The sequence below is a fragment of the Nonomuraea sp. NPDC049637 genome, assembly GCF_040675235.1.
GTDB lineage: Bacteria > Actinomycetota > Actinomycetes > Streptosporangiales > Streptosporangiaceae > Nonomuraea.
Genome location: NZ_JBFAOM010000032.1, coordinates 1 through 22,259, shown reverse-complemented (window position 1 = coordinate 22,259; position 22,259 = coordinate 1). Strand labels below are relative to the sequence as shown.

The 22,259-nt window shown below is 73.1% G+C and carries 16 protein-coding genes; 9 read left to right on the top strand and 7 right to left on the bottom strand.

The annotated features are described in order from the left end of the window. Positions 1–54: 54 nt before the first annotated feature. The 3 genes from AB0J71_RS34185 to AB0J71_RS34175 are packed head-to-tail and all read left to right on the top strand — an operon-like array spanning position 55 to position 2,506. The gene (locus tag AB0J71_RS34185; protein WP_364418039.1) at positions 55–654 is read left to right on the top strand and encodes an NAD(P)H-dependent oxidoreductase; all 600 of its coding nucleotides are present in this window, start codon (positions 55–57) and stop codon (positions 652–654) included. An 11-nt stretch (positions 655–665) separates the two neighbouring features. Further along, the gene (locus AB0J71_RS34180; RefSeq protein ID WP_352320587.1) at positions 666–1,667 is read left to right on the top strand and encodes an ATP-binding cassette domain-containing protein; all 1,002 of its coding nucleotides are present in this window, start codon (positions 666–668) and stop codon (positions 1,665–1,667) included. Beyond that, positions 1,664–2,506: an ABC transporter permease gene (locus AB0J71_RS34175; protein ID WP_352320589.1), complete on the top strand. Its 843-nt coding sequence runs from the start codon at positions 1,664–1,666 to the stop codon at positions 2,504–2,506. The genes AB0J71_RS34180 and AB0J71_RS34175 overlap by 4 nt, the downstream gene beginning before the upstream one ends. A 155-nt stretch (positions 2,507–2,661) precedes the next feature. Here the strand turns inward: AB0J71_RS34175 and AB0J71_RS34170 are convergent, their stop codons facing one another. Then, complete coding sequence (locus AB0J71_RS34170) at positions 2,662–5,844, bottom strand: AAA family ATPase (protein WP_364418037.1); 3,183 nt, start codon at positions 5,842–5,844, stop codon at positions 2,662–2,664. Between the two features lie 49 nt (positions 5,845–5,893). After that, on the bottom strand, positions 5,894–7,090 hold the full coding sequence (locus AB0J71_RS34165; protein WP_352320591.1) for a cytochrome P450: 1,197 nt from the start codon (positions 7,088–7,090) through the stop codon (positions 5,894–5,896). 141 nt (positions 7,091–7,231) lie between these two features. Between AB0J71_RS34165 and AB0J71_RS34160 the strand changes: the two genes are divergently transcribed. The 3 genes from AB0J71_RS34160 to AB0J71_RS34150 all read left to right on the top strand — a co-directional run bounded on the left by AB0J71_RS34160 (position 7,232) and on the right by AB0J71_RS34150 (position 10,597). Then, complete coding sequence (locus AB0J71_RS34160) at positions 7,232–8,749, top strand: FAD-dependent monooxygenase (protein WP_352320592.1); 1,518 nt, start codon at positions 7,232–7,234, stop codon at positions 8,747–8,749. A 90-nt stretch (positions 8,750–8,839) separates the two neighbouring features. Next, on the top strand, positions 8,840–9,793 hold the full coding sequence (locus tag AB0J71_RS34155; RefSeq protein ID WP_364418035.1) for an NAD-dependent epimerase/dehydratase family protein: 954 nt from the start codon (positions 8,840–8,842) through the stop codon (positions 9,791–9,793). A 51-nt stretch (positions 9,794–9,844) separates the two neighbouring features. Continuing rightward, complete coding sequence (locus tag AB0J71_RS34150) at positions 9,845–10,597, top strand: sulfite exporter TauE/SafE family protein (protein ID WP_352320596.1); 753 nt, start codon at positions 9,845–9,847, stop codon at positions 10,595–10,597. Here the strand turns inward: AB0J71_RS34150 and AB0J71_RS34145 are convergent. The 3 genes from AB0J71_RS34145 to AB0J71_RS34135 all read right to left on the bottom strand — a co-directional run bounded on the left by AB0J71_RS34145 (position 10,594) and on the right by AB0J71_RS34135 (position 13,179). Beyond that, positions 10,594–11,781 (bottom strand): FAD-dependent monooxygenase, encoded by a 1,188-nt coding sequence (locus AB0J71_RS34145; RefSeq protein WP_364418033.1) that lies wholly within the window; start codon positions 11,779–11,781, stop codon positions 10,594–10,596. The genes AB0J71_RS34150 and AB0J71_RS34145 overlap by 4 nt on opposite strands. A 17-nt stretch (positions 11,782–11,798) precedes the next feature. After that, complete coding sequence (locus AB0J71_RS34140; RefSeq protein WP_352320599.1) at positions 11,799–12,395, bottom strand: PadR family transcriptional regulator; 597 nt, start codon at positions 12,393–12,395, stop codon at positions 11,799–11,801. Between the two features lie 64 nt (positions 12,396–12,459). Continuing rightward, positions 12,460–13,179 carry a hypothetical protein gene (locus AB0J71_RS34135; RefSeq protein WP_364418031.1) on the bottom strand — a complete coding sequence of 240 codons (720 nt, stop codon included), beginning with the start codon at positions 13,177–13,179 and terminating at the stop codon, positions 12,460–12,462. Positions 13,180–13,377: 198 nt separating this feature from the next. Between AB0J71_RS34135 and AB0J71_RS34130 the strand changes: the two genes are divergently transcribed. Continuing rightward, entirely contained in the window at positions 13,378–14,937 is a 1,560-nt protein-coding gene (locus tag AB0J71_RS34130) for a cellulase family glycosylhydrolase (RefSeq protein ID WP_364418029.1), read from the top strand. A 60-nt stretch (positions 14,938–14,997) separates the two neighbouring features. Here AB0J71_RS34130 and AB0J71_RS34125 read toward each other — a convergent pair whose 3' ends face one another. After that, positions 14,998–15,576, bottom strand: coding sequence for a helix-turn-helix domain-containing protein (locus tag AB0J71_RS34125; protein ID WP_352320604.1), 579 nt, complete (start codon positions 15,574–15,576; stop codon positions 14,998–15,000). A 144-nt stretch (positions 15,577–15,720) separates the two neighbouring features. Here AB0J71_RS34125 and AB0J71_RS34120 point away from each other — a divergent pair, with 144 nt between their 5' ends. Next, positions 15,721–17,250: an MDR family MFS transporter gene (locus AB0J71_RS34120; protein WP_352320616.1), complete on the top strand. Its 1,530-nt coding sequence runs from the start codon at positions 15,721–15,723 to the stop codon at positions 17,248–17,250. A 162-nt stretch (positions 17,251–17,412) separates the two neighbouring features. Next, positions 17,413–20,316 (top strand): AAA family ATPase, encoded by a 2,904-nt coding sequence (locus AB0J71_RS34115; RefSeq protein ID WP_352320606.1) that lies wholly within the window; start codon positions 17,413–17,415, stop codon positions 20,314–20,316. On the opposite strand, the gene AB0J71_RS34110 is transcribed toward AB0J71_RS34115, so the two are convergent. Further along, on the bottom strand, positions 20,313–22,259 hold a 1,947-nt coding region (locus AB0J71_RS34110), incomplete at its 5' end, for a M28 family peptidase (protein WP_364418027.1). The genes AB0J71_RS34115 and AB0J71_RS34110 overlap by 4 nt on opposite strands.

Here is a 22,259-nt window from a genome sequence, read left to right as displayed (position 1 = left end):
GGCCGTCTCGCGCCTCCTTGGTGAGAGCCCGGAACGGGCCGAGGGAGGTGCACGATGACGGGCAGGGACGACACCGCCGGCGGGAGCGCCGCACCGGTCCGGCTCGCGGTGATCATCGCGAGCACCCGCGTCGGGCGGATGGGCGAGACGGTGGCGAAGTGGTTCGCCGGCCGCGCCCGCGACCGCCCCGACCTGGCGGTCGGCCTGCTCGACCTGGCCGACTACGCCTTCCCCGACCGCTACCCCGAGCGCAGCACTGCCTCGATGCGCCGCTTCACCGCGGCCGTCGGCGAGGCCGACGCCTTCGCCGTCGTCACCCCCGAGTACAACCGCAGCTTCCCGGCCTCGCTCAAGCAGGCCATCGACTACGCCTACGACGAATGGCAGGCCAAGCCGGCCGGCTTCGTCGCCTACGGCTCGGGATCTTCCGGTCTGTACGCGGTCGAGCAACTCCGTACCGTCTTCTCCGCCCTGCACGTCGTGACGATGCGCGACTGGGTCGGCCTCGACCTGCTGGGCGACGACGTGGCCGGAAGCGGCGAACCGTACGACACCGACGACCGCGCGCGTGCGGTCGCGGCCATGCTCGACCAGCTCACCTGGTGGGGCCGGGCGTTGCGCGACGCCCGGCGCGCCCAGCCGTACTGCTCATGAGAGGAACACCCATGCGAGACCTGGCGATACAGACCTCCGGCCTGGTCAAGGTCTTCGGCGACAACCGCGCCGTGGACGGCCTCGACCTGGAGGTGCCGGCCGGCACCGTCTACGGCGTGCTCGGCCCCAACGGCGCGGGCAAGACCACCGCCGTCCGCATGCTGGCCACCCTGCTGCGGCCGGACGGCGGCGAGGCCACCGTGTTCGGGCACGACGTGGTGCGCGAGGCCGACGCCGTACGCGGCCGCGTCAGCCTGACCGGCCAGTACGCCTCCGTCGACGAGGACATGACCGGCGCCGAGAACCTGATCCTGCTCGGCCGCCTGCTCGGCCACCGCAAGCCGGCCGCCCGGGAGCGGGCGGCGCAGCTGCTGGAGGCGTTCGGGCTGACGGAGGCCGCGGGGCGGCAGGTCAAGACGTACTCGGGCGGCATGCGGCGGCGCATCGACATCGCCGCCAGCATCCTCAACACGCCTGACCTGCTCTTCCTCGACGAGCCGACGACCGGCCTGGACCCGCGCAGCCGCAACCAGGTCTGGGACATCGTCCGCATCGTCGTCGCCCACGGCACCACCGTGCTGCTCACCACCCAGTATCTGGAGGAGGCCGACCGCCTGGCCGGCCGCATCGCGGTCATCGACCACGGCAGGGTCATCGCCGAGGGCACGCCGGGCGAGCTCAAGTCGTCCGTCGGCGCGGGCTCGGTCCACGTGCGGCTGCGCGACCCCGCCACCCGTCCCGAAGCCGAACGGCTGCTGTCCCAGGTCCTCGACGCGCCCGTCTACCTGGACGCCGACCCCGTCTCGCTCACCGCCCGCATCACCGGCCACGGCCGCGAGGCCGCCGCCGCCGAGCAGGCCTCGCGCGCGCTCGGCCGCCTGGCCGAGGCCGGGATCGTCGTCGACGACTTCTCCCTCGGCCAGCCCAGCCTGGACGAGGTCTTCCTCGCCCTCACCGACCACCCCGCCACCGAGACCGCCGAGTCCGCGACCGCGCAGGAGGCCGCAGCATGACCGCCACCACCGAGACCGCCACGACCTACTCCCCCGCCGCCGACGTGCTCGGCACCGTCCTGGCCCCCGGGGTGAAGCCCCCTCGGCCGAGCGCGTGGTCGGCGTCGGTCACGTTCGGCTGGCGGGCCATCCTGAAGATCAAGCACGTGCCCGAGCAGCTGTTCGACGTGACGGCGTTCCCGCTCATGATGACGCTGATGTTCACGTACCTGTTCGGCGGCGCCCTGGCCGGCTCGCCGACCGACTACCTGCAGTTCCTGCTGCCGGGGATCATGGTCAGCAGCGTCGTGATGATCACCATGTACACCGGGGTGGAGGTCAACAAGGACATCGAGAAGGGGGTGTTCGACCGCTTCCGCACCCTGCCGATCTGGCGTCCCTCGACCATGGTGGGCTACCTGCTCGGCGACGTCCTGCGCTACACCCTGGCCTCGACGGTCATCCTCGCCGTCGGCCTGGCCCTGGGGTTCCGCCCGCAGGGGGGCGTCACCGGCGTGCTGGCCGGGATCGTGCTGCTGCTCGGCTTCTCCTTCGCCTTCTCGTGGGTGTGGACGATGTTCGGCCTGCTCATGCGGAGCGAGAAGTCGGTGATGGGCATGAGCATGCTCGTCCTGTTCCCGCTGACCTTCCTCAGCAACGTGTACGTCGACCCGGCCACGATGCCCGGCTGGCTGCAGATCTTCGTCAACGTCAACCCGATCACCCGCCTGGTGGCCGCCGTCCGCTCGCTGATGGCGGGCAGCCCGGACGTGGGTGAACTGACCTGGGTGCTGATCGCGTCCGTCCTTCTCATCGCGGTCTTCGGCACCCTGACCATGCGCCTCTACAACCGCAAGTAGCCCGCCACCGCACGGATCGGGCGCGAAGCAGGCATCCCTGCCTTCGCGCCCGATCCGTGCTGCTTCGATAAGTGCGGCTGCCCCCGGGCTAGCAGTAGTGCGGGACGCGGGCGGTGAACTCGGCGGTGCCGGCGGCGCGGGACGGGGCGGCTCGGTCAGAGGTGCCAGGTGATGGGGGTGGTGGGCTGGTAGCGGCAGGTGGCGCCGGTGGAGATGGTGGCGCGGAGGTGGGTGGCGAGTTCGGGGTGGGTCTGGGTGAGTTTGCGGAGGGTGTCGCGGATTCTGGCGGTCACCGTCTTGCGGGCCCGTTCGGCCTCGTCGCCCAGACGGCGGGAGCGGCCGCCCAGCCCGGCGGCCGTGCGCAGCTCCTCCAGCAGGGCCGCGCGCTCGCGGTCGTACTCGGCCGCCCGGTCGTCGTCGCCGCGTTCGGCCGCCCGGTCGATCTCGTCGTCGAGGACGGACAGGCGGCGGCGGTAGTCGGCCTTGGCCTCCTCGTCGAGCACGGCGTCGCCGCCCATCGCGCGGGCGGCGAGCACGACGTCGCCGCCCTCCGGGGCGAGCAGGGCCACGGCGGGGATGTCGGCGCCGGGGTGGCCGAGCAGGTGGTGCAGGTCGCGCAGGCCCTTGGCGTCGGGCATGTGGGCCAGCCGCCCGGCGAACCTGAGGGCCCAGACCTCGCCGTCCTTGCGGAAGTCGCCGGTGGCCGGCTCGGGGCCCTCGTCACGTGCGGGGGCCCGCGGGGGTGCGGGCTCGTCGGCGGCGCCGCCCCGCGACGGGAGGGTGTCGAGGACGTGCTGCATGCCGAGCTCGGCCGCCTCGCGCCGGACCTCCTCCAGCAGCGGACGGGCCCCGGCGGTGTCGCCGCCGGTCAGGAGGGCCTCGGCCAGGCGGGCACGGGCCAGGACCGACCACGGGCGGGCCCGCATGCGGTCGGCCGACCGGTACGCCCGCGCGAACCCCTCGGCCGCCTCCGCCCACCGGCCCTCGGCCAGGTCGAGCAGGGCGATCCACAGGTCGTAGGGGCCGCTGATGTCCCAGCCGTAGTAGGACACCGCCCACCGCCCCCGGTGCGGCAGCAGCGCGGCCCGCGCGCCGGCGGCGAGCTCCCGGTCGTGGGTGGCGGCGGCCAGCTCCGCCTGGAAACGCAGCCACAGCGGCTCGGCCATGCGCCCCACCCGCGCGCCGGCCGCGTGGTGGCGCAGCGCGGTGCCGACGTCGCCGGCCTGCAGGGCGGTCAGCGCCTCCAGCAGGCCGCGGTCGGGGTGGCGGCCGGCCCTGAGCCTGCGCAGGACGTCTTCCTGCTCCTCCACCCTGCCCTGGAGCCAGGCGATCGCCCAGCGGTGGTGGTCGAGCATGACGTCGAAGTCGTGGTCCTTGCCGTCGAGGGACAGGCCCGTCATCAGCGACTCGGCCTCGGCGAAGCGGCCTGCGAGCGCGGCGACGATGCTGGCGTCGACGGACGTGGTGAGGTTGAGGTGGGCGTCGTCGGTGCTGCGGCCCCTGGCCGCGTAGTCGTGGAACCGGTCGAGGTAGCGGGGGTCGCCCTCCTCGATCATGGCCACCCAGCGCAGGGCGCCGGCGAGGTGTTCGAGCTCGCGGTCGGAGGTGCGCCGGGCGACGTCGAGCAGCTCGCCGGTCAGCGCCACCCGCTCGCCCGCCGTGCCGGGGCCCCAGATGATGTCGTGGTGGGCCCACAGGCTGAAGGCCAGGACGTCGTCGTCGCCTCCCTGGCGGGCCTGGGCGGTGAGGTGGAAGACCAGGTCGAGGGCCAGGCGGTCGTCGGGGGCCGGCTCGCCGACGAGCTCGGCGTGGGCCCGGCGCAACCGGTCGAGCGAGTCGTCGTGGCCGTAGTGGGAGCGGAAGACCAGCGCGACGCGGGCGGTCAGCTCTGGGTCGCCGAGTTCGGCGGCGACGGCGCCGGCCTCCTCGAACAGCCGGCGGCCCGCGTCGCGATCGCCGCGGTGGTGCAGCTCCCGGCCGAGGTCGAGGCAGACCAGCACGCGCCGGCGGGGCGCGGCGGCGGCGCTCAATTCGTGGGCGCGGCGCAGGTGGCCGAGCTCCTCCTCGCCGGCGAGCCGGCTGCGGGCGGCGCGGGCGGCGGCCTGCAGCAGGTCGATCGCGCGCTCGGGGTCGACGCGGTCGCCGGCGAGGTAGGCGTGCCGGGCCAGGTCGCTCGGCAGCACGCGGCGGGCCAGGTCGGGGGCGCCGTCGAGGGCGCGCACCACGGCGGCGTGCAGGTCGCGCACGTCGGGGACGGCGTCGTAGAGGGTCTCGCGGACGAGGTCGTGGGCGAAGGCGAACCGGCCGCCGCCCTTGGTGACCACCAGCCGGGCGATCACGGCGGTGTCGAGGAGCCGGTCGACGTGCGCCACGGGCGCGGCCACGGTGGCGGCCAGCACCTGGCGGTGGAACTCGCGCCCGAGCACGGCCGCGGCGGGCAGCAGCTGCGACACCGGACGCGGCAGCAGGGACAGCCGGCGCAGCAGCGCGTCGCGGACGCCGGGCGCGACGGCCGTGGCCGAGCCGCCGCTGCGCCACAGCCGGGCCGTCTGCTCGACGAAGAACGGGTTTCCGCCGGTGCGCACGTGGACCTCGGCCACCAGGTCGGGGGGCGGGTCGAGCCCGGCGGTGCGGGCCATGAGGGCGCCTACCCCGGCCTGGTCGAGGCCCGTGAGCGTGATGGTGGTGGCCTTGGCGACGAGCGGGGACAGCAGGTCGCGCAGCGGGTGGTCGACCGGCTCGACCTCGGCGTCGCGGTAGGTGCCGACGAGGAGCAGGCGCTCGAACCAGGTCTGGCGGGCCGCGAACTCGAGGAGCCGCAGCGAGGCGGGGTCGGCGGCGTGGAGGTCGTCGATGACGATCACGAGCGGGTGGTGCTGGGACAGGGACACCAGGGCGGTGGTGACCGCGTCGTAGATCTGGAACGCGGAGGCGGTGTCGGTGTCGGCGGCGGTGTCGGCGGCGGTGACCTCCAGGTGTGGCTGGGCGAGCGCCGCCGCTTCGCCGAGCAGGGCGGCCAGGCTGCCGCCGGCTGACTGCTCGGCCTCGGCCCACTCGTGGGGGGCGGCCGAGCGGCGCAGGGCGCGGATGACCTGGACCCAGGGCCAGTAGCCGGGGGCGCTGCCGGAATCCCAGCAGGCGCCGCCGACCACGAGCGCGCCCCTGCGCCTGGCCTCGGCGGCGGCGCTGGTGACGAGCGTGGTCTTGCCGATGCCGGCCTCGCCGGTGACGAGGACCAGGCCGCCGTGGCTGTCGACCACCCGCGCGACCTCGGCGCGCAGCAGCGCGGCGGGGTGGTCCCTGCCGATCAGCTCGTGTGGCCTGGCTTCGGTTGGCATGACACCCGCACGTTATCCGGCGCCGCCGACAAAATCCGCGTGCCCGCCGCTACCAGGCGACCTCCAGCTCGGTCAGGCCGTAGACGACGTTGAAGGAGCGGAACTCCGGCGTGGACCCGGTCGGGCGCAGGCCGGGGAAACGTTCGAAGAGCGCGGGGAAGGCGATCTTCATCTCCATGCGGGCGAGCGGCGCGCCCAGGCAGTGGTGGACGCCGTGACCGAAGGCGACGTGGCCGGGGGCGCCGCGGGTGATGTCGAGGGTGTCGGGGTCGGCGATGAAGCCGGGGTCGCGGTTGGCGGCGGGCAGCGAGCACAGGATCATCTCGCCCGCGCCGATGGTCCGCCCGGCCAGCTCGACCTCCCTGGACGTGATCTTGATCGTGCCGGAGTGGACGATGCTGAGCCAGCGCAGCAGCTCCTCGACCGTCGCGTCGATGCGCTCGGGCTCCTTGCGCAGGAGTTCGAGCTGCCCGGGGTTGCGCAGCAGGGCGAGCGTGCCGAGCGAGAGCATGTTGGAGGTGGTCTCGTGCCCGGCGAGCAGCAGCAGGTTGCCGATGCCGACGAGCTCGCTGGTGGTCAGGTCGTCGCCGTGCTCGCGGATGAGCATGCCGAGCAGGTCCTCGCCCGGGTCGGTGCGCATGCGGGTGACCAGCTCGCGCATGTAGGCCCGCGACTCGAAGTTGGCCGCCACCCGCTCCTCGACCGGCAGCGACAGGTCCAGCATGCGGCCGGAACGCCGCTGGAAGTCGGCGCGGTCCTCGTACGGCACGCCCAGCAGCTCGCAGATCACCAGCGACGGGATCGGCAGCGCGAACGACGACACCAGGTCGGCCGGGGAGCCGGCGGCCTCCATGGCGTCGAGGTGCTCGTGCACGATGTCCCTGATGCGGGGCTCCAGCCGCTTCATCCGGCGGATCGTGAACTCGGGCGTCAGCATCCTGCGCAGCCGGGTGTGCTCGGGCGGGTCCTGGCCGAGGAGGTTGCCCGCGCGCAGCTCGGCGAGCTGTTCCTCGGTCAGCTCGGGCGCTCCGGGCATGCGGGCGGAGCCCTGCCTGGCGAGCCTGAACCGGTCGGCGTCGCCCAGGACCTCGCGGACGTCGGCGTACCGGGTCACCACCCACGCCTCCAGGCCGAGGAGGGTGTCGATGCGCTTGATCCGTTCCTGGTCGCGCACCTCGCCCAGCTCGGGGGCCGGATCGAACTCCAACCGCCGCATGTGCAGCGGCACCGCCGAGGACTCAGTCATGGAACGACCGTAACAAGTCCGGCGGCCGTCCTCTAGATCGTTCCCGATCGGTGATCCGGCGGGCGGTTTCGGCCCGAGCTTGACGTGGGACGCGCGGCGCTTGGAGTATGCCGATGATCACCATGACGAATGGGAGCAAGCGTGCGCCAGACCGACATACCGGTACTGATCGCCGGAGGCGGGCCCGTCGGGCTGGCGACGGCCGTGGAGCTGGCCCATCACGGGGTGCGCAGCATGGTCGTCGAGCCGCGCGAGAGCGTGTCGTGGCTGCGTCCGCGCGCCAAGACCACGTCGGCGCGGTCGATGGAGCTGCTGCGCAGGTGGGGGCTGGCCGAGACGGTCCGCGCCCGCGCGCCGCTCGCGGTCTCCTGGTCGGACGAGGCGGTGTTCACGACCGGCCTGCTGGGCCGCGAGATCACCAGGATCGGCGGCTGCTTCGGCCTCGACCTGACCGGCTCCGACCTGGCCGCAGAACCCGGCCAGCAGGTGCCGCAGCCGATCGTCGAGGAGGTGCTGCGCGAGGCCGCCGGTGACGCGCTGCTCACCGGCTGGCGGGTGACCGGCCTGCGCGAGGACGCCGACGGCGTCACCGCCGACCTGGCCGCCGCGGACGGCGGCACCCGCCAGGTGCGCGCCGCGTACGTCGTCGGCTGCGACGGCGCCCGCAGCGTGACGCGCCCGGCCATCGGCGCCCGCTACGAGGGCCGCCAGGACGCCAGGCCCAACTTCAACGTCGTCTTCCGCGCGCCCGGCCTGGCCGAGCGGGTCCCGCACGGTCCCGCCGTGCACTACTGGGTGCTGAACCCGGCCCAGCCCGGCATGCTCGGCCGGCTCGACCTGGAGGACCTGTGGTGGTGCATCGCCCAGGGCGTCCCGGCGGAGGGGACCGACCCGGTGCGCCTGGTCCGCAACCTGGTCGGGGCCGACGTCGAGGTCGAGATCCTGGCCACCGACCCGTGGACCGCGCGCATGCTGCTGGCCGACCGGTACGCCGGCGAGCGGGTGTTCCTGGCGGGCGACGCCGCGCACCAGAACCCGCCCTACGGCGGCCACGGCTTCAACACCGGCATCGGGGACGCGGTCAACCTCGGCTGGAAGCTGGCCGCCGTACTGAACGGATGGGCCCCGGCGGCCCTGCTGACCAGTTACGAGGCCGAGCGCCGGCCGGTCGCGGCGGCCACGATCGAGGCCGCCGCCGCCAACATGGCCACGCTCGCGCCGGAACTGGCCGATCCCGCGCTGATGGGGTCGGACGCCGAGTTCGAGCGGGTGCGCCCGGCCGTCGCGGAGGCGGTGCGGCGGACCAAGGACAGCGAGTTCCACAGCCTGGACCTGGTGCTGGGGTACACGTACGCGGGGTCGCCGGTGGTGGCCGGCGGGTGCGGCGAGCGGCTGCCGCACCGGTGGCTCGCTCCGGGCGAGTCGCTCTACGACCGGCTCGGGCCCGGGTTCAGCCTGGTGGGCGACCTGTCGTCGCCGGAGGCCAAGGTGCTGGTGGAGCGGGCGGCCGAGCTGGGGGTGCCGCTGCGGGAGGTGGACCTGCCGGACGCGGCCGGCACCCTGGCCCTGGTCCGCCCCGACCAGCACGTGGCCTGGCGCCCGTCGCCGGGCCAGGACCCGGCCCACGCGTTGGACCTGGCGATCGGGCGCCCTGCCTGAACGCCCCCGACCTGGCGATCGGGCGGCCTGCCTGATCGCCGCCGGGCACGGCGATCGGGGGGCCGGTTCGAGCCGGTCTAGGGTGGGTGCATGCGCGTAGTGGTGATCGGGGCGAGTGGGCACATCGGCACCTATCTGGTCCCGCGCCTGGTGGACGCGGGCCACGACGTGGTCGCGGTGAGCCGGGGCAAGCGGGAGCCGTACACGCCGCACGGCGCGTGGGAGCGGGTCGCCGGCGTGGTCGCCGACCGGGAGGCCGAGGAGGCCGCGGGCACGTTCGGGCGGCGGATCGCCGAGCTGGAGCCGGACGTCGTCGTCGACCTCATCTGCTTCACCGAGGCGAGCGCCCGCCACCTGGCCGGGGCGCTGGCCGGCCGGGTCCGGCAGTTCCTGCACTGCGGCACGATCTGGGTGCACGGCCCGAGCACCCGCGTCCCGACCACCGAAGACCGCCCGAAGCGGCCCATCGGCGAGTACGGCCGGCAGAAGGCCGCGATCGAGGCGTACCTGCTCGACCTGGCCGCGCGGGAGGGCTTCCCGGCCACGATCGTCCATCCCGGGCACATCACCGGTCCGGGCTGGATCCCGGTCAACCCGGCCGGCAACCTCGACCCGGCCGTGTTCCAGGCCCTGGCCGACGGCGAGGAGGTGCGGCTGCCCAACCTGGGCATGGAGACCGTGCAGCACGTCCACGCCGACGACGTCGCCCGGCTGTTCGTGGACGCCATGAACAACCCGGCCGCCGCCAGGGGCGAGAGCTTCCACTCGGTGGCCGTGACCGCGCTGACGCTGCGCGGCTACGCCGAGGCGGTGGCGGGCTGGTCCGGCCGGGAGGCGCGGCTGTCGTACCTGCCGTGGGAGCAGTGGCGGGAGACCGTGCCGGAGCACCACGCCCGCGTCACCTACGACCACATCGCGCACAGCCCCCACTGCAGCATGGAGAAGGCCGCGCGGCTGCTCGGCCACCGCCCCCGGCACACCTCGCTGGAGGCGGTGGCCGAGGCGGTCGACTGGCTGGTCCGCGCGGGCACCCTCACCCGCTGACCCCCACCTGACCAGCGAGCGCACCAGGGCCACGCACTAGAGTCACCCGCCATGACACCTTGGGAGATGGCCGCGGTCTTCGCGGCGGGCGTCGGAGCGGGAGGCATCAACGCCGTCGTCGGTTCCGGGTCGCTGATCACGTTCCCGACGCTGCTGGCCGTCGGCCTGCCGCCGGTCACCGCCAACGTCTCGAACAACATCGGCCTGGTGCCCGGCGGCGTGACCGGCGTCCTCGGCTACCGCGCCGAGCTCAAGGGTCAGCGCGGCCGCCTGCTCCGGCTGGCCTCGGCCTCCGCGCTGGGCTCGCTGATCGGCGGGCTGCTGCTGCTCAACCTGCCGGAGCGCACGTTCACGGCGGTCGTGACGGTGCTGATCGGGTTGTCGTGCGTGCTGGTCCTGGCCCAGCCCAGGATCAGCCGGCTGCTGGCCAGCCGTCCGCGTCAGGCGCACGGCGGGCCCTGGTTGTGGCTGGGCGTGCTGGCCGCCGGGGCGTACGGCGGCTACTTCGGCGCGGCGCAGGGCGTGCTGCTCATCGGGCTGCTCGGCATCTTCCTCGACGAGGAGCTGCAGCGCGTCAACGCCGCCAAGAACGTGTTGTCGCTCGTGGTCAACGCCACGGCCGCCGTCCTGTACACGCTGGTGGCCGACGTCGACTGGTGGGCCGTGCTGCTGGTGGCGCTCGGCTCGACGGTCGGCGGGTTCCTGGGGGCGCGGGTGGGACGCCGGCTGCCCGCGCCGGTGTTGCGCGGTGCGGTCGTCTGCATCGGGGTGGTGGCGATCGTCAAGCTGCTGACCGCTTCCTAGGCCGTCACCGGCTCGTCCCAGTCGACGTGGTGGCGCTGCTCGGGGCCGAGGGCGCGTTCGGGGGCGAGGAACGTCCGGGTGGCCAGCGGCATCATCAGCCGCATCATCGTGACGGCGAAGGGCCCGAGGGTCTTGCTGCTGTTCGTCCGGGAGGCGCGGGCGGCGACCCGCTCGACGCGGTCGCGGCGCAGCCGTACGTAGGCGTCGAACGCGGCGGGCACGCCGGGCAGGTCGCGCAGGCAGCGGGCGAGCTGGACGGCGCTCTCGGCGGCCAGCGAGGCCCCCTGCCCCGAGCTGGGCGAGGGCGCGTGCACCGAGTCGCCCACCAGCACCATCCTGCCGCGGTGCCAGTGCGGGACGCTCGGCATGATCTCCACCGTGCCGAGCGCCACCAGGTTCTCGGGGGACGTGTGCCGCACCAGCTCCCGCCCCGGCTCCTCACCCGCGAAGAGCTCGCCCAGGCGGCTCAGCCACTCCGCGGCCGGCACCCGGCGCGCCTGCGCGGACGTCGTCGGCTCGGCGTGCGGGACGTTGCAGAACCAGGCCGTGCGCCCGTCGGGCTGCACCCAGTAGCCGAGGAACGCCCGCCGTCCGAACACGAAGTAGGACGCCTGCCTCCCGGCCGGCACGGCGACGTCGGCCAGGCCGCCGAAGTTCAGCAGGGGCACGTGGCGCGGCCCCGGCGCGGCCGGGTCGATCAGGGACCGGACCACGGAACGGATGCCGTCGGCCCCGACCAGGATGTCGGCGCTCGCGCTGCCGCCGTCGGCGAAGCGCGCGGTGACGCCGCCCGGGTGCTCATCGACGCCGACCAGGCGCCGGCCGTACTCGGTGCGGATGCCGGCGGCCAGGGCCCGGTCGCGGACCGCGCCGTAGAGCTGCGAGCGCCACATCGCCTGGCTGGGCGGCAGGTCGGGCAGGCCGGCCAGCTCGCCGATGCGCCTGCCCACGCCGTCGCGGACGACCGTGTGCGCCACCGGCTGGCCGACCGCCCGGACGGCCTCCTCCGCGCCGACGGCCCGCAGCGCCGCGAGCCCGTTCGGGGCGATCGTGAGCGTGCCGCCGACGCCCTCCGCGCCGCGGTCGTACGCCTCGTACAGGGTCGCCTCGATCCCCGCGCGGCGCAGCGCCATCGCGGTGACGGGGCCGGCGATGCCCCCGCCGATCACCAATGCCGTGCTCACTGCCGTGCTCACTGCTGTCATTGCCGACTCCCGAACATCTCGTGCCAGGTCCTGGCGTAGTCAGGTGCGCTGAGGGACTCGATGAGGCGGGCGACGAAGGCCAGCTCGGCGTCGAGCACCGCGAGGCGGTAGTCGTCCTCCACGAGGAACACCCAGGCCACGCCGCCCGCGCGGGCGGCGTCGGCGGTCCGGGCGAGCTCGGCCCGCTGGGCGGTCATCGCCGCCGCGCGGCGCTCCAGCAGCCCGACGGCCTCGGCCGGGTCGAGCACGCTGATCAGCGACAACGCGACGCCGAAGTGCGGATAGTCCTCCTGTGGCGTCGAGACCAGCTCGCGCAGCCAGTCGTAGAGCTCCTCGCGGCCCTCGCCGGTGAGCTCGTAGAGCGTGCGCTCGGGCCGCTCGGTGTCGCGGACGGTCTCCCGCTCGACGATGAACCCCGCCTTGGCGAGCTGCTTGACGACCATGTAGAGCGAGCCGCGGTTGTACTTGAAGCTCTTGTCCTTGTCCGTCTCCTGCAGGCGACGGCCCAGCTCGTACGGGTGCATGGGCTCGACCAGCAGGAACGCCAGCACCGCCAGCGCGAGCGGGTTGGCCACCTTGCGGCGCTTCTCCATCGGAGTCCCCTTTAGTTGATGTCAACTATCCATCGTCGGCTAGTTGATGTCAACTATAGAGGAGTCAGCCCGCCATCCCCACGAGGAACGCCGCCGGGACCAGCGCCAGCGTGAGGACGAGCGCCCACCAGCGGGGCGCGGGGCCCGTCCGGAGCACCGCGACGCCCATGGGCACCAGCGCGACGGCGAGCCCGGCCAGCGCGGCCAGCGAGACCGGGTCGCTGCTGCCCTTGAGCACGCCGAGCGGCAGCCCGGCCGCCAGCGCCAGCGCGACGCACCTGGCCACGCCGACCGGCCCGTCCCCGAAGGCCCGGGCACGGAAGGCGCCGACGGCCAGCACGACCCAGCCGCCCATGATGCAGACGTTGACCGCCTTGAACACGTGGAAGGCCCCGTACGTGCCGGCGACGACCTGTTCGGCCGCCTCCGGGCCCAGCGCGTCCACCAGCTGGAACGCCAGATGGCTCACCCCGGCGTGGAACACCCTGCCGAACAGCCCCAGCACCGCCAGCGTCACGCCCCACCCGGCCAGAACCGGACGGGTGGCGGCGATCACCCGGCCGAGCGCGGAAACCGCCGGCCACAGCAGCACGGCGCCCGCGGCGTACAGGCTGTAGGACAGGGCCATGCGGCCCGGGTCGGCGGCGTAGGCGGCGAGCTGGCCGGGGAAGAAGTCGTCGGCGCCGAGGCGGACGAGGACCCCGGCGAGCAGCAGCGCCGGTGCGAGCACCAGCCCGGCGCCCTCCACCCAGCGCCCGGGGATGGTCATGCGCGTGATCGTCATGCCCGCCATTCAAGTGACGGACGCGTCCGGGCACATTGGCGCGGCCGCGAGGACCCGCACTCCACCTGGCACTACCAGGGCATGAAAGTTTCAGGCGTTCGCGCAGGTCAAAGGGGTTGACCGGGGTGCTCGCATTGACGTGCCCGAACGCGGCGGCCGAGCATGACGCCGCGTTCCCCCTCGCGGAAAGGGCACCCCATGCAGACCTCGAAGGCGGCACTGACCGCCCTGGCCACGGTGGTGGCCGGAGCGGCTGTCGCCGTCGCGCTGACCACCACCCCGGCGGGCGCGGCGACCGGAACAGGGACCGGCTACCTGCACACCAGCGGCAACAAGATCCTCGACAGCACCGGCGCGACCGTGCGGCTGACCGGGATCAACTGGTTCGGGATGGAAACGGACAACAAGACCTTCCATGGTCTGTGGTCGAGCAACCCCTGGAAGAGCCAGATCGACAAGATGGCCGCGCTGGGCTACAACACGCTGCGGGTGCCGTACTCCAACGACGCGCTCAAGCCGGGGGCCACCGCCACCGGGATCAACGACTACGTCAACCCCGACCTGGTCGGCCTGTCCCCCATGCAGATCCTCGACAAGGTCGTGGACTACGCGGGCGTCAAGGGCATGCGGATCATCCTCGACCGCCACCGCCCGACCGCGGCCGGCCAGTCCCCGCTCTGGTACGTCAGCGCCACCCCCGAGAGCACCTGGATCAACGACTGGAAGACCCTGGCCCAGCACTACGCGAACAACCCCACGGTCATCGGCGCCGACCTGCACAACGAGCCGCACGCCGAGGGCACCAACCCCAACGCGACCGGCGCCTGCTGGGGCTGCGGCGACCAGGCCCGCGACTGGCGCCTGGCGGCCGAACGGGCGGGCAACGCGGTCCTGGGCGTGAACCCCAACTGGCTGATCTTCGTCGAGGGCGTGAGCTGCCCGAGCGGCGGCCTGTCGAACGTCTGGGACAACGATCCCAGCAACGACGAGGACTGCGGCTGGTGGGGCGGCAACCTGTCGAAGGCCGGCCAGTACCCGGTACGGCTCAATGTCGCGAACCGCCTGGTCTACTCACCGCACGAGTACGCCACCTCGGTCTACCACCAGACCTGGTTCGACGCCCCCGACTACCCCGCCAACATGCCCGCCATCTGGGACAAGTACTGGGGATACCTGTACCGGCAGAACATCGCGCCGATCATGATGGGCGAGTTCGGCACCACGCTGGCCTCGAACGTCGACAAGGTCTGGCTCCAGGAGCTCATGAAGTACACCGGCACCGGGGTGAACGGCATGTCGTTCACGTACTGGTCGTGGAACCCGAACTCGGGCGACACCGGCGGCATCGCCAATGACGACTGGACCACCATCAACCAGGCCAAGCAGGACATCCTCCAGCCGTACCTGATCCCGCCGGCCGGGGGCGGGAGCAACCCCACGACGTCGCCGACGGCGACCCCGCCGGGGCAGTGCACGGTCGGCTACAAGCAGACCAACGCCTGGCAGGGCGGCTTCCAGGGCGAGGTGACGGTGAAGAACACCGGGACGTCCCCGATCAACGCCTGGACCGCGACCTGGACGCTGCCCTCGGGCGTCACCCTGAACAACGCCTGGAACGCGGTGGTGACGGTCTCGGGCACCACCTGGACCGCCAAGGGGCCCGACTGGGCGCGGAACCTGGCGCCGGGCGCGTCGGTGGTGATCGGCTTCACCGCCAACGGCACGGCCGCCACCCCCGCGAACACGACCTGCTCCTGACGCCGCCCCCCGCTCCCTGCTCCCACTCCCGCCCGCGTTCCCCCATCGGGACGCGGGCGGTCAGCTGAACGGGCGGGACATCTCGTCGAGCATCTCAGCCATGACCTCCCGCAACGAGCGCGACTGACGCTCCTCGACCCACAGGTGCGACCCGAGCCGCAACGCCGTGAGGAACCCGGCCGCCATCACCTGGGGACGCACCGGGCTCTCCCGCTCGGAGATCGCCTGGACCAGATCGCGCTCCAGCGCCGCGTGGTTGGCCAGTTGCCGGGCCAGCAACGACGGGTGCCGCTTGGCCAGGCGGGCGCGCACGGCCCACTCCCGCGCCGGCTCCCCCACCTCCTCGAACACGTCGTCGATCGCCCCGCAGAGCGCCTGCCAGGCGGTACGGCCGGCCGGCTGGGCGCGCACCTTCTCGACCAGGTCGCGGATGCGCTGCTCCTCGCCGTAGAGGACGGCGTCCTCCTTGCCGGCGAAGTAGTTGGAGAACGTGCGGCGCGAGATGTTCGCGGCGTCGGCGATGGTCTCCACCGTGACGGCGTCGAGGCCGTGCTCCCCGACCAGCCGCATGGCCGCCTCGTGCACGGCCTGCCGCGTCTCGGCCTTCTTGCGCTCGCGCAGCCCGCCGGTGCTGTCCATGATGCGCCAAGCCTACCGTCCGGGAATATATGCTCAGCGGGCAAACTTTCCCATTGGGCATTGTTTTAACGTAGGAGGAGGCCGCGCATGAGCGCACCGACCGTCCCGGCCGCGCCGCCGGGCCAGATGAGCCATCGGCAGATCATGGAGGCCCTGAGCGGGCTGCTGCTCGTCCTGTTCGTGGCGATGATCAGCGGCACGATCGTGTCGGTCGCGCTGCCGCAGATCATCGGCGCGCTGAACGGCACGCAGTCGCAGTACACCTGGGTGATCACCGCCTCGTTGCTGGCGTCCACGGCCTCCACCCCGATCTGGGGCAAGCTGGCCGACCTGTTCAGCAAGAAGCTGCTGCTGCAGATCTCCATCGTGATCTTCATGGTCAGCTCGGTGGCCTGCGGCTTCGCCCAGGACACCGGCCAGCTCATCGCCTTCCGCGCCCTGCAGGGCCTCGGCATGGGCGCGCTGCAGGTCCTGGTCCAGGTGATCATCGCGGCGATGATCAGCCCCAAGGACCGGGGCAAGTACAACGGCTACCTCGGCGGCGTCATGGCCGTCGCGACCGTGGCCGGGCCGCTGCTCGGCGGCCTGATCGCGGACACCTCCTGGCTCGGCTGGCGCTGGTGCTTCTTCGTGGCGGCGCCGTTCACCGTGGTCGCCTTCCTGCTGCTGCAGAAGACCCTGCGGGTGACCCACGTGCGCCGCGAGGGCGTCAAGGTCGACTACGTCGGCGCCACGCTGATCGCGGCCGGCGTGAGCGTGCTGCTCATCTGGGTGACCTTCGTCGGCAACTCCTTCGACTGGCTGTCCTGGCAGACGGCCGCGATGGTGCTCGGCGGCGTCGCCGTCCTGGCGGTCGCGACCTGGGTGGAGACCGTGGTCAAGGAGCCGGTCGTGCCGCTGCACGTCATCCGCCGCCGGACGCCGGCGCTGGCCATCCTGGCGAGCCTCGCGGTGGGCATGGCGATGTTCGGCGGCTCGGTCTTCCTCGGCCAGTACTTCCAGATCGGCCGCGGCTACAGCCCGACCGAGGCGGGGCTGCTGACGATCCCGATGATGCTCGGCGTGCTGCTGTCCTCGGCGATCTCCGGGCGCATGGTGTCGAGGAGCGGGAACGTCAAGCCGTACATCGTGACCGGGGCGGTCGTGCTGACCGTCGGGTTCCTGGTGTTGTCCACGATGGACCACCAGACCTCGCTCGTGCTCATCGCCGGTGCGATGGTGCTGGTCGGCGCGGGCGTCGGCATGTCGATGCAGAACCTCGTCCTCGCGATCCAGAACACCGTGCCGCTGCGCGAGCTGGGCGCAGCCAGCGGGGCCGTGACGTTCTTCCGGTCGCTGGGCGGCACGGTGGGCGTGTCGGTGCTCGGCGCGGTGCTGGCCAACCAGGTCGCGACCGGCATCGCCGAAGGGCTGGCCAAGGCGGGCATCGACCCGGCCAAGGCGGCCGCGGGCGGCAGGAGCACGCTCAACATCGCGGCGCTGCCCGAGCCGTTCAAGGGCATCGTCAGGGCCGCGTACGGCGACGCCACCGGGCACATCTTCCTGATCTCGGCGGGCATCGCGGTGATCGGCGTGATCGCCACCCTGTTCCTCAAGCCGGCCAAGCTCCGCGACAGCGTGGACCTGGCCGAACCCGCCCCGGCGGGCGACGGCAGGACCACCGTCGCCCCCTGAGGCGCCGCCCGCGCGGGACGGGGCGGCCGAGGGCGCCGGGATCACCGGCGCCACCAAGGGCACGGCATTTGACCGGAAAACAGAGGGTTGACCCGCGCTGACCCGTGATGGATAACAGTATTCCGACAGGGGGAGTAAACCTGCACTGTTACGGAGACCCCGATGACAAGCCTGGCTTCTCCTGGGTTGATCGGGCGTGACGCCCAGTTACGCTCACTCGTCGACGCCATCACCGGCCCTCCGGCCGTCATCCTCGTGCAGGGCGAGGCGGGGATCGGGAAGACCCGGCTGGTCAGGGCCGCGCTCGACCTGTTGCCCGACGGCGAACGCACCGTCCTGATCGGCCATTGCCACCAGATCCGCGAGCCGTTCCCGTACGGCCCGGTGTTCGATGCGCTGCGGCACGTCGGGTGCGCGCTGCCGGAGACGGGCACGCTCAACCCGGTCACCGGCGCCCTGCGCGGCTATTTGCCGGAGCTGGCCGGGCACCTGCCGCCGGTGCCGTCGCCGCCCCCGCTGGACGACCCGCGCGCCGAGCGCCACCGCCTGTTCCGCGCGGTGCACGCGCTGCTGGCCGCGGCGGGCCCGGCGGTGCTGGTGATCGAGGACCTCCACTGGGCCGACGACGGCACCCGTGACCTGCTGCGCTTCCTCACCGACCAGCCGCCGGCGGGGCTCGCGCTGGTGGTGACGTTCCGCCGGGAGGGCCTGCCGGTGCCGGGACTGCCGTTCGGGCGGGCGTACCGGCGTCCGCCGGGGGTGCGCAGCGAGGTGATCTCGCTGACGCCGCTGGACGTCGAGGGGGTGCGCCGGCTGACCGGGGCGCTGCTCGGCCGTTCGACGCTGACCTCCGACTTCGTCACGAAGCTGCACGACCGCACGGCGGGGGTGCCGTTCGTGATCGAGGAGGTGGTGCGCTCGTTGCTCGACGACGAGGGCCAGCTACTCGGCGGCGAGGAGGAGCCGGAGGTCCTGGAGCGCATGGCGGTGCCGCTGCTGCTGCGCGAGGCGATGACCGAGCAGCTCACCGGGCTCACGCCGGCCGCGCTGCACGCCGTGCACGCCGCCGCCGTGCTCGGGCTGCCCGCCGACGAGCAGCTCATCGCCGCCGTCTCCGGCCACCCCCTCGGCGACGGGCTGAGCCAGGCGCTCAAGGCGGGCGTGCTGCTCGAACAGCACGACGGCCAGTACGGCTTCCGCCACGCCCTCGCCCAGCAGGCCGTCTACGACGCGATCCCCGGCCCCGACCGGCGGCTCACCCACCAGCGGGCGGTGACCGCGCTGTCCGCACTCGAACCGCCGCCGCTCGTCCAGCTCGCCTACCACGCCAGGCGCGCGGGCGACTTCGAGTCCTGGCAGCGGCACGGGCCGGCGGCGGCCGACCAGGCCGCCGCCATGGGCGACATCCCGCTCGCCGTCGAGGTGCTGGCGGGCATGCTGGCCGACCCGAAGCTGCCGCACGACGCGCGCGGCCCGCTCGCGCTGCGGCTCAGCCGGGTGGCCGCGATCGGGCTGTCCTACCGGCGGGTGGTGCGCTCGCTGCGCCACCTGCTGGCCGAGGACTTCCTGTCCCGGCACGTACGCGGCGCCGCCCGGCTGAACCTGGGCGTGCTGCTGTCCAACCAGGCGGGCCTGGTCGCCGCCGGCCGCCAGGAGATCCTGCTGGCCCTGCCCGACCTGCACGACCGGCCGAGCCTGGCCGCGCGCGGGCTCGCGCTGCTGGCGATGCCCGCCTGGGGCGACGAGCCGCTGGCCGTGCACGAGGAGTGGATGAACCAGGCGGAGAAGCTGCTGGCCACGGTCGAGGACCAGGATCCCGAGCTGACCGCCGCCGTGCACGCCAACAAGATCAGCCTGGCCATGATGCTCGGCTCGCCGGACGCCTTCGACCTGGCCGCGACGCTGCCCGCGAACGACCCCTCGGCGGCGGTGCGCCGGCAGGTGGCGCGCGGCTACTCCAACCTGTTCGAGGCGGCCATCGCGCTCGGCCACTACGCGGCGGCCGAGCGCTTCGCCGACCAGAGCAGGCGCATCGCCGAGGAGACGGGCGCCCAGTACCCGGTGTTCCTGGTGGAGATGTCCTCGATCCGGCTCGCCCTGCTCACCGGCCGCTGGGAGGGCCTGCGGGAGCGGGCCGTCGCGGCGGTCGAGATGACGGCCGAGGCGCCGCTGCTGGCCGTGGACGCCCGGCTCGCGCTGGGCATGCTGGCCCTGGCCAGGGGCGAGTGGGAGGAGGCCGCCGAGCACCTGGTGGCGGCGGGGGTCAACGATCTTGAGTCGGGGTTCCTGCCGGTCGCCGCCGTGGCCTCCGGCGGCCTGATCGAGCTGCACCTGACCCGCGACTGCCCGCACGAGGCGCTGGCCGAGGCCGAGCGGGCGGTGGCCAGACTGCGGCGCAAGGGCATGTGGGTGTGGGGCGACCAGCTCGTGCCGCCGGCCGTGGCGGCGCTGCTGAAGGCCGGACGGGCGGAGGAGGCCGAGGACCTGGTGGCCGAGTTCGCGGCGGGCATCGAGGGCCGCGACGCCCCCTCCGCGCACGCCGGCCTCGACGCGGCGGCCGGCTCGCTGGCCCTGGACCGGGGCGCGTACGAGGAGGCGGCCAGGTGTTTCGCCAGGGCGCGGGCCGCGTACGAGGCGATGCCGAGGCCCTACAGCGTGGCCAGGACGGCCGAGTCCGAGGCGGCGGCCCGGCTGGCGACGGGCGACCGGGCACGGGCCGCCGACCTGATCGCGGACGCCTGCGAGCGGTACGCCGGCCTGGGCGCGACCCACGACGCCGCCCGCTGCCGCCACCTGCTGCGCGAGATCGGGCCGGGCAGCGCGCCGCGCCGGGGCAGGAAGGGCCGCAGCGGGGTGTTGTCGCCGCGGGAGGCCGAGGTGGCCAGGCTGGTCGCGCTGGGCCGGACGAACAGGGAGATCGCCGAGGTGCTGTTCCTGTCCCGGCGGACGGTGGACACGCACGTCGCGCGGGTGCTGCAGAAGCTCGGCGTGCGCACCCGCAACGACGTGAAGGAGCCCCGGCCGGATGACCGGCCGGGGCTCGCTACTCCTGATTCCGATGGTTAGACCGTGATGCTCCAGGAGTCCAGGAATCCGGTGTCACCGGCGTAGACGTCCTCGATGTCGAGCGTCCAGGTGCCGGCGGCCTGCTGGCTGACCGGGATCGAGAAGGTCCTGGTGCCGTACTGCGTGCAGGTGGTGCCGCCGTAGGCGTCGACCACGTACCAGGTGCCGCTCGGGCCGCGGAGCCAGATGTCGAGGTCCTCGGCGCAGGTGTGGCTGATCGTGATGGACACCTTGACCGGGGAGGCCGCGGTGCCCGTCGCCGTGGACGTGATCGAGCTCTGGGTGTTGGCGTAGTCCCTGATCTGGTAGTCGGTGTCGTTGGTGAACGTCCGGTTGCCCGAGGTGCCCTGGACGGTCAGCGTGTACGTCGTGGTGTGCGTCGTCGTCTCGCCGGTGCCCGTCACGGTGATCGGGTAGCTGCCCGCCGGGGTGGTGGGCGAGGTCGCGATCGACAGGCTGGACGAGCCGCCCGACGTGATGCTGGCCGGGTTGAACGACGCCGTGGCGCCGGTCGGCAGGCCGCTCGCGGACAGGTTCACCGTCTGGGCGGTCCCGTTCGTGGTGGTCGAGCCGATCGTCGTGGTGGCGGTGGAGCCGGCCTGCACCGTGCCCGAGCCGGGGTTGGCGGAGAGCGAGAAGTCACGCGGCTGGGTGGTGCCGCCGACCGCCTGCTTCCAGATGGCGTACGCCGCGGCGTCCGCCGCCCGGTCGAGGACGGTGTCGTTGATGTTGGAGGTGGTGTCGCAGGAGGAGTGGTAGCAGGAGTCGTAGGCCCGGTTGGCCGTGCCGCCCCACTTGGTCGCCTGCGCCGAGGTCTTGATGGCGCTCGCGCCCGCCGCCACGCCCGAGCTGGCGATGCCGGCGTTGCGGAAGGAGGCGTCGTCGGACCGGTTGGCGCCCTCGGTGTTCTCCTCGGGCTGCAGGTTCAGCTTGTCGTAGAACTCCTTCAGGTAGGACGCGCCGGTGGTGGTGATGTTGTTGATGAAGTAGCCACCGTTGGGCGAGCCGACCATGTCGTAGTTGTAGTAGACCTTGATCTTCGACCGCTCGGTCGAGCTGAGCGAGGCGACGTAGGCCTCGGAGCCGTTCAGGCCCTGCTCCTCGTCGGTCCACCAGCCGAACCGCACGTGCTTGGTGAGCGTGGGGTTCTTCTGGGCCAGGGTCAGCGCGACCTCCAGGAGGGTGGCCGAGCCGGAGCCGTTGTCGTTGATGCCCGGTCCCGCGGCCACGCTGTCCAGGTGGGCGCCGGACATGATGACCTGGTTGGCGTCGCCGCCGGGCCAGTCGGCGATCAGGTTGGGGCCGGCGCCGCTGGTGCAGTAGGAGACGCTGCAGGCCTGGCGGGTCACGGTGTACCCGGCCGCCTGGAGCTTCTGCTCGACGTAGGAGACCGACTGCAGGTAGCCCTGGCCGGTGGACCTGCGGGTGCCGCCGTTCGCGGTGGCGATGCTCTGGAGCTGCGCCAGGTGCGTCTTGACGTTGGCGACGCTGACGTCAGGCGGGTCCTGGCCGCCGGGGCCGCCGGTGCCGACCGTGAGGGTGTAGGTCGCGGTGTGCGTGGTCGAGCCGGTGCCCGTGATGGTGATCGGGTAGGTGCCCTGGGCCGTGGAGGCGCCGACGGACAGGGTGAGCGTGGAGGAGTTGCCCGAGGTCACCGAGGCCGGGTTGAAGCTGGCGGTGGTGCCGCTGGGCAGTCCGGAGGCGGTCAGGTTGACGGTCTGGGCGCTGCCCGAGGTCGTCTGGGTGTTGACCGTGGTGGTGGCGGTGCCGCCCGGCTGGGCGCTGCCGGAGGACGGGTTCAGCGTGAGCGAGAAGTCCGGCTGAGCGGTGCCGCAGGCCGGCTCGCCGGAGGCGGCGGCGACGCTGACGGCGCTCCAGGCGGCCTTGGTGCTGTTGCACTCGGCGCTGTTGGCCCCGTACAGCTCGATGGCCGCGGCCACCGA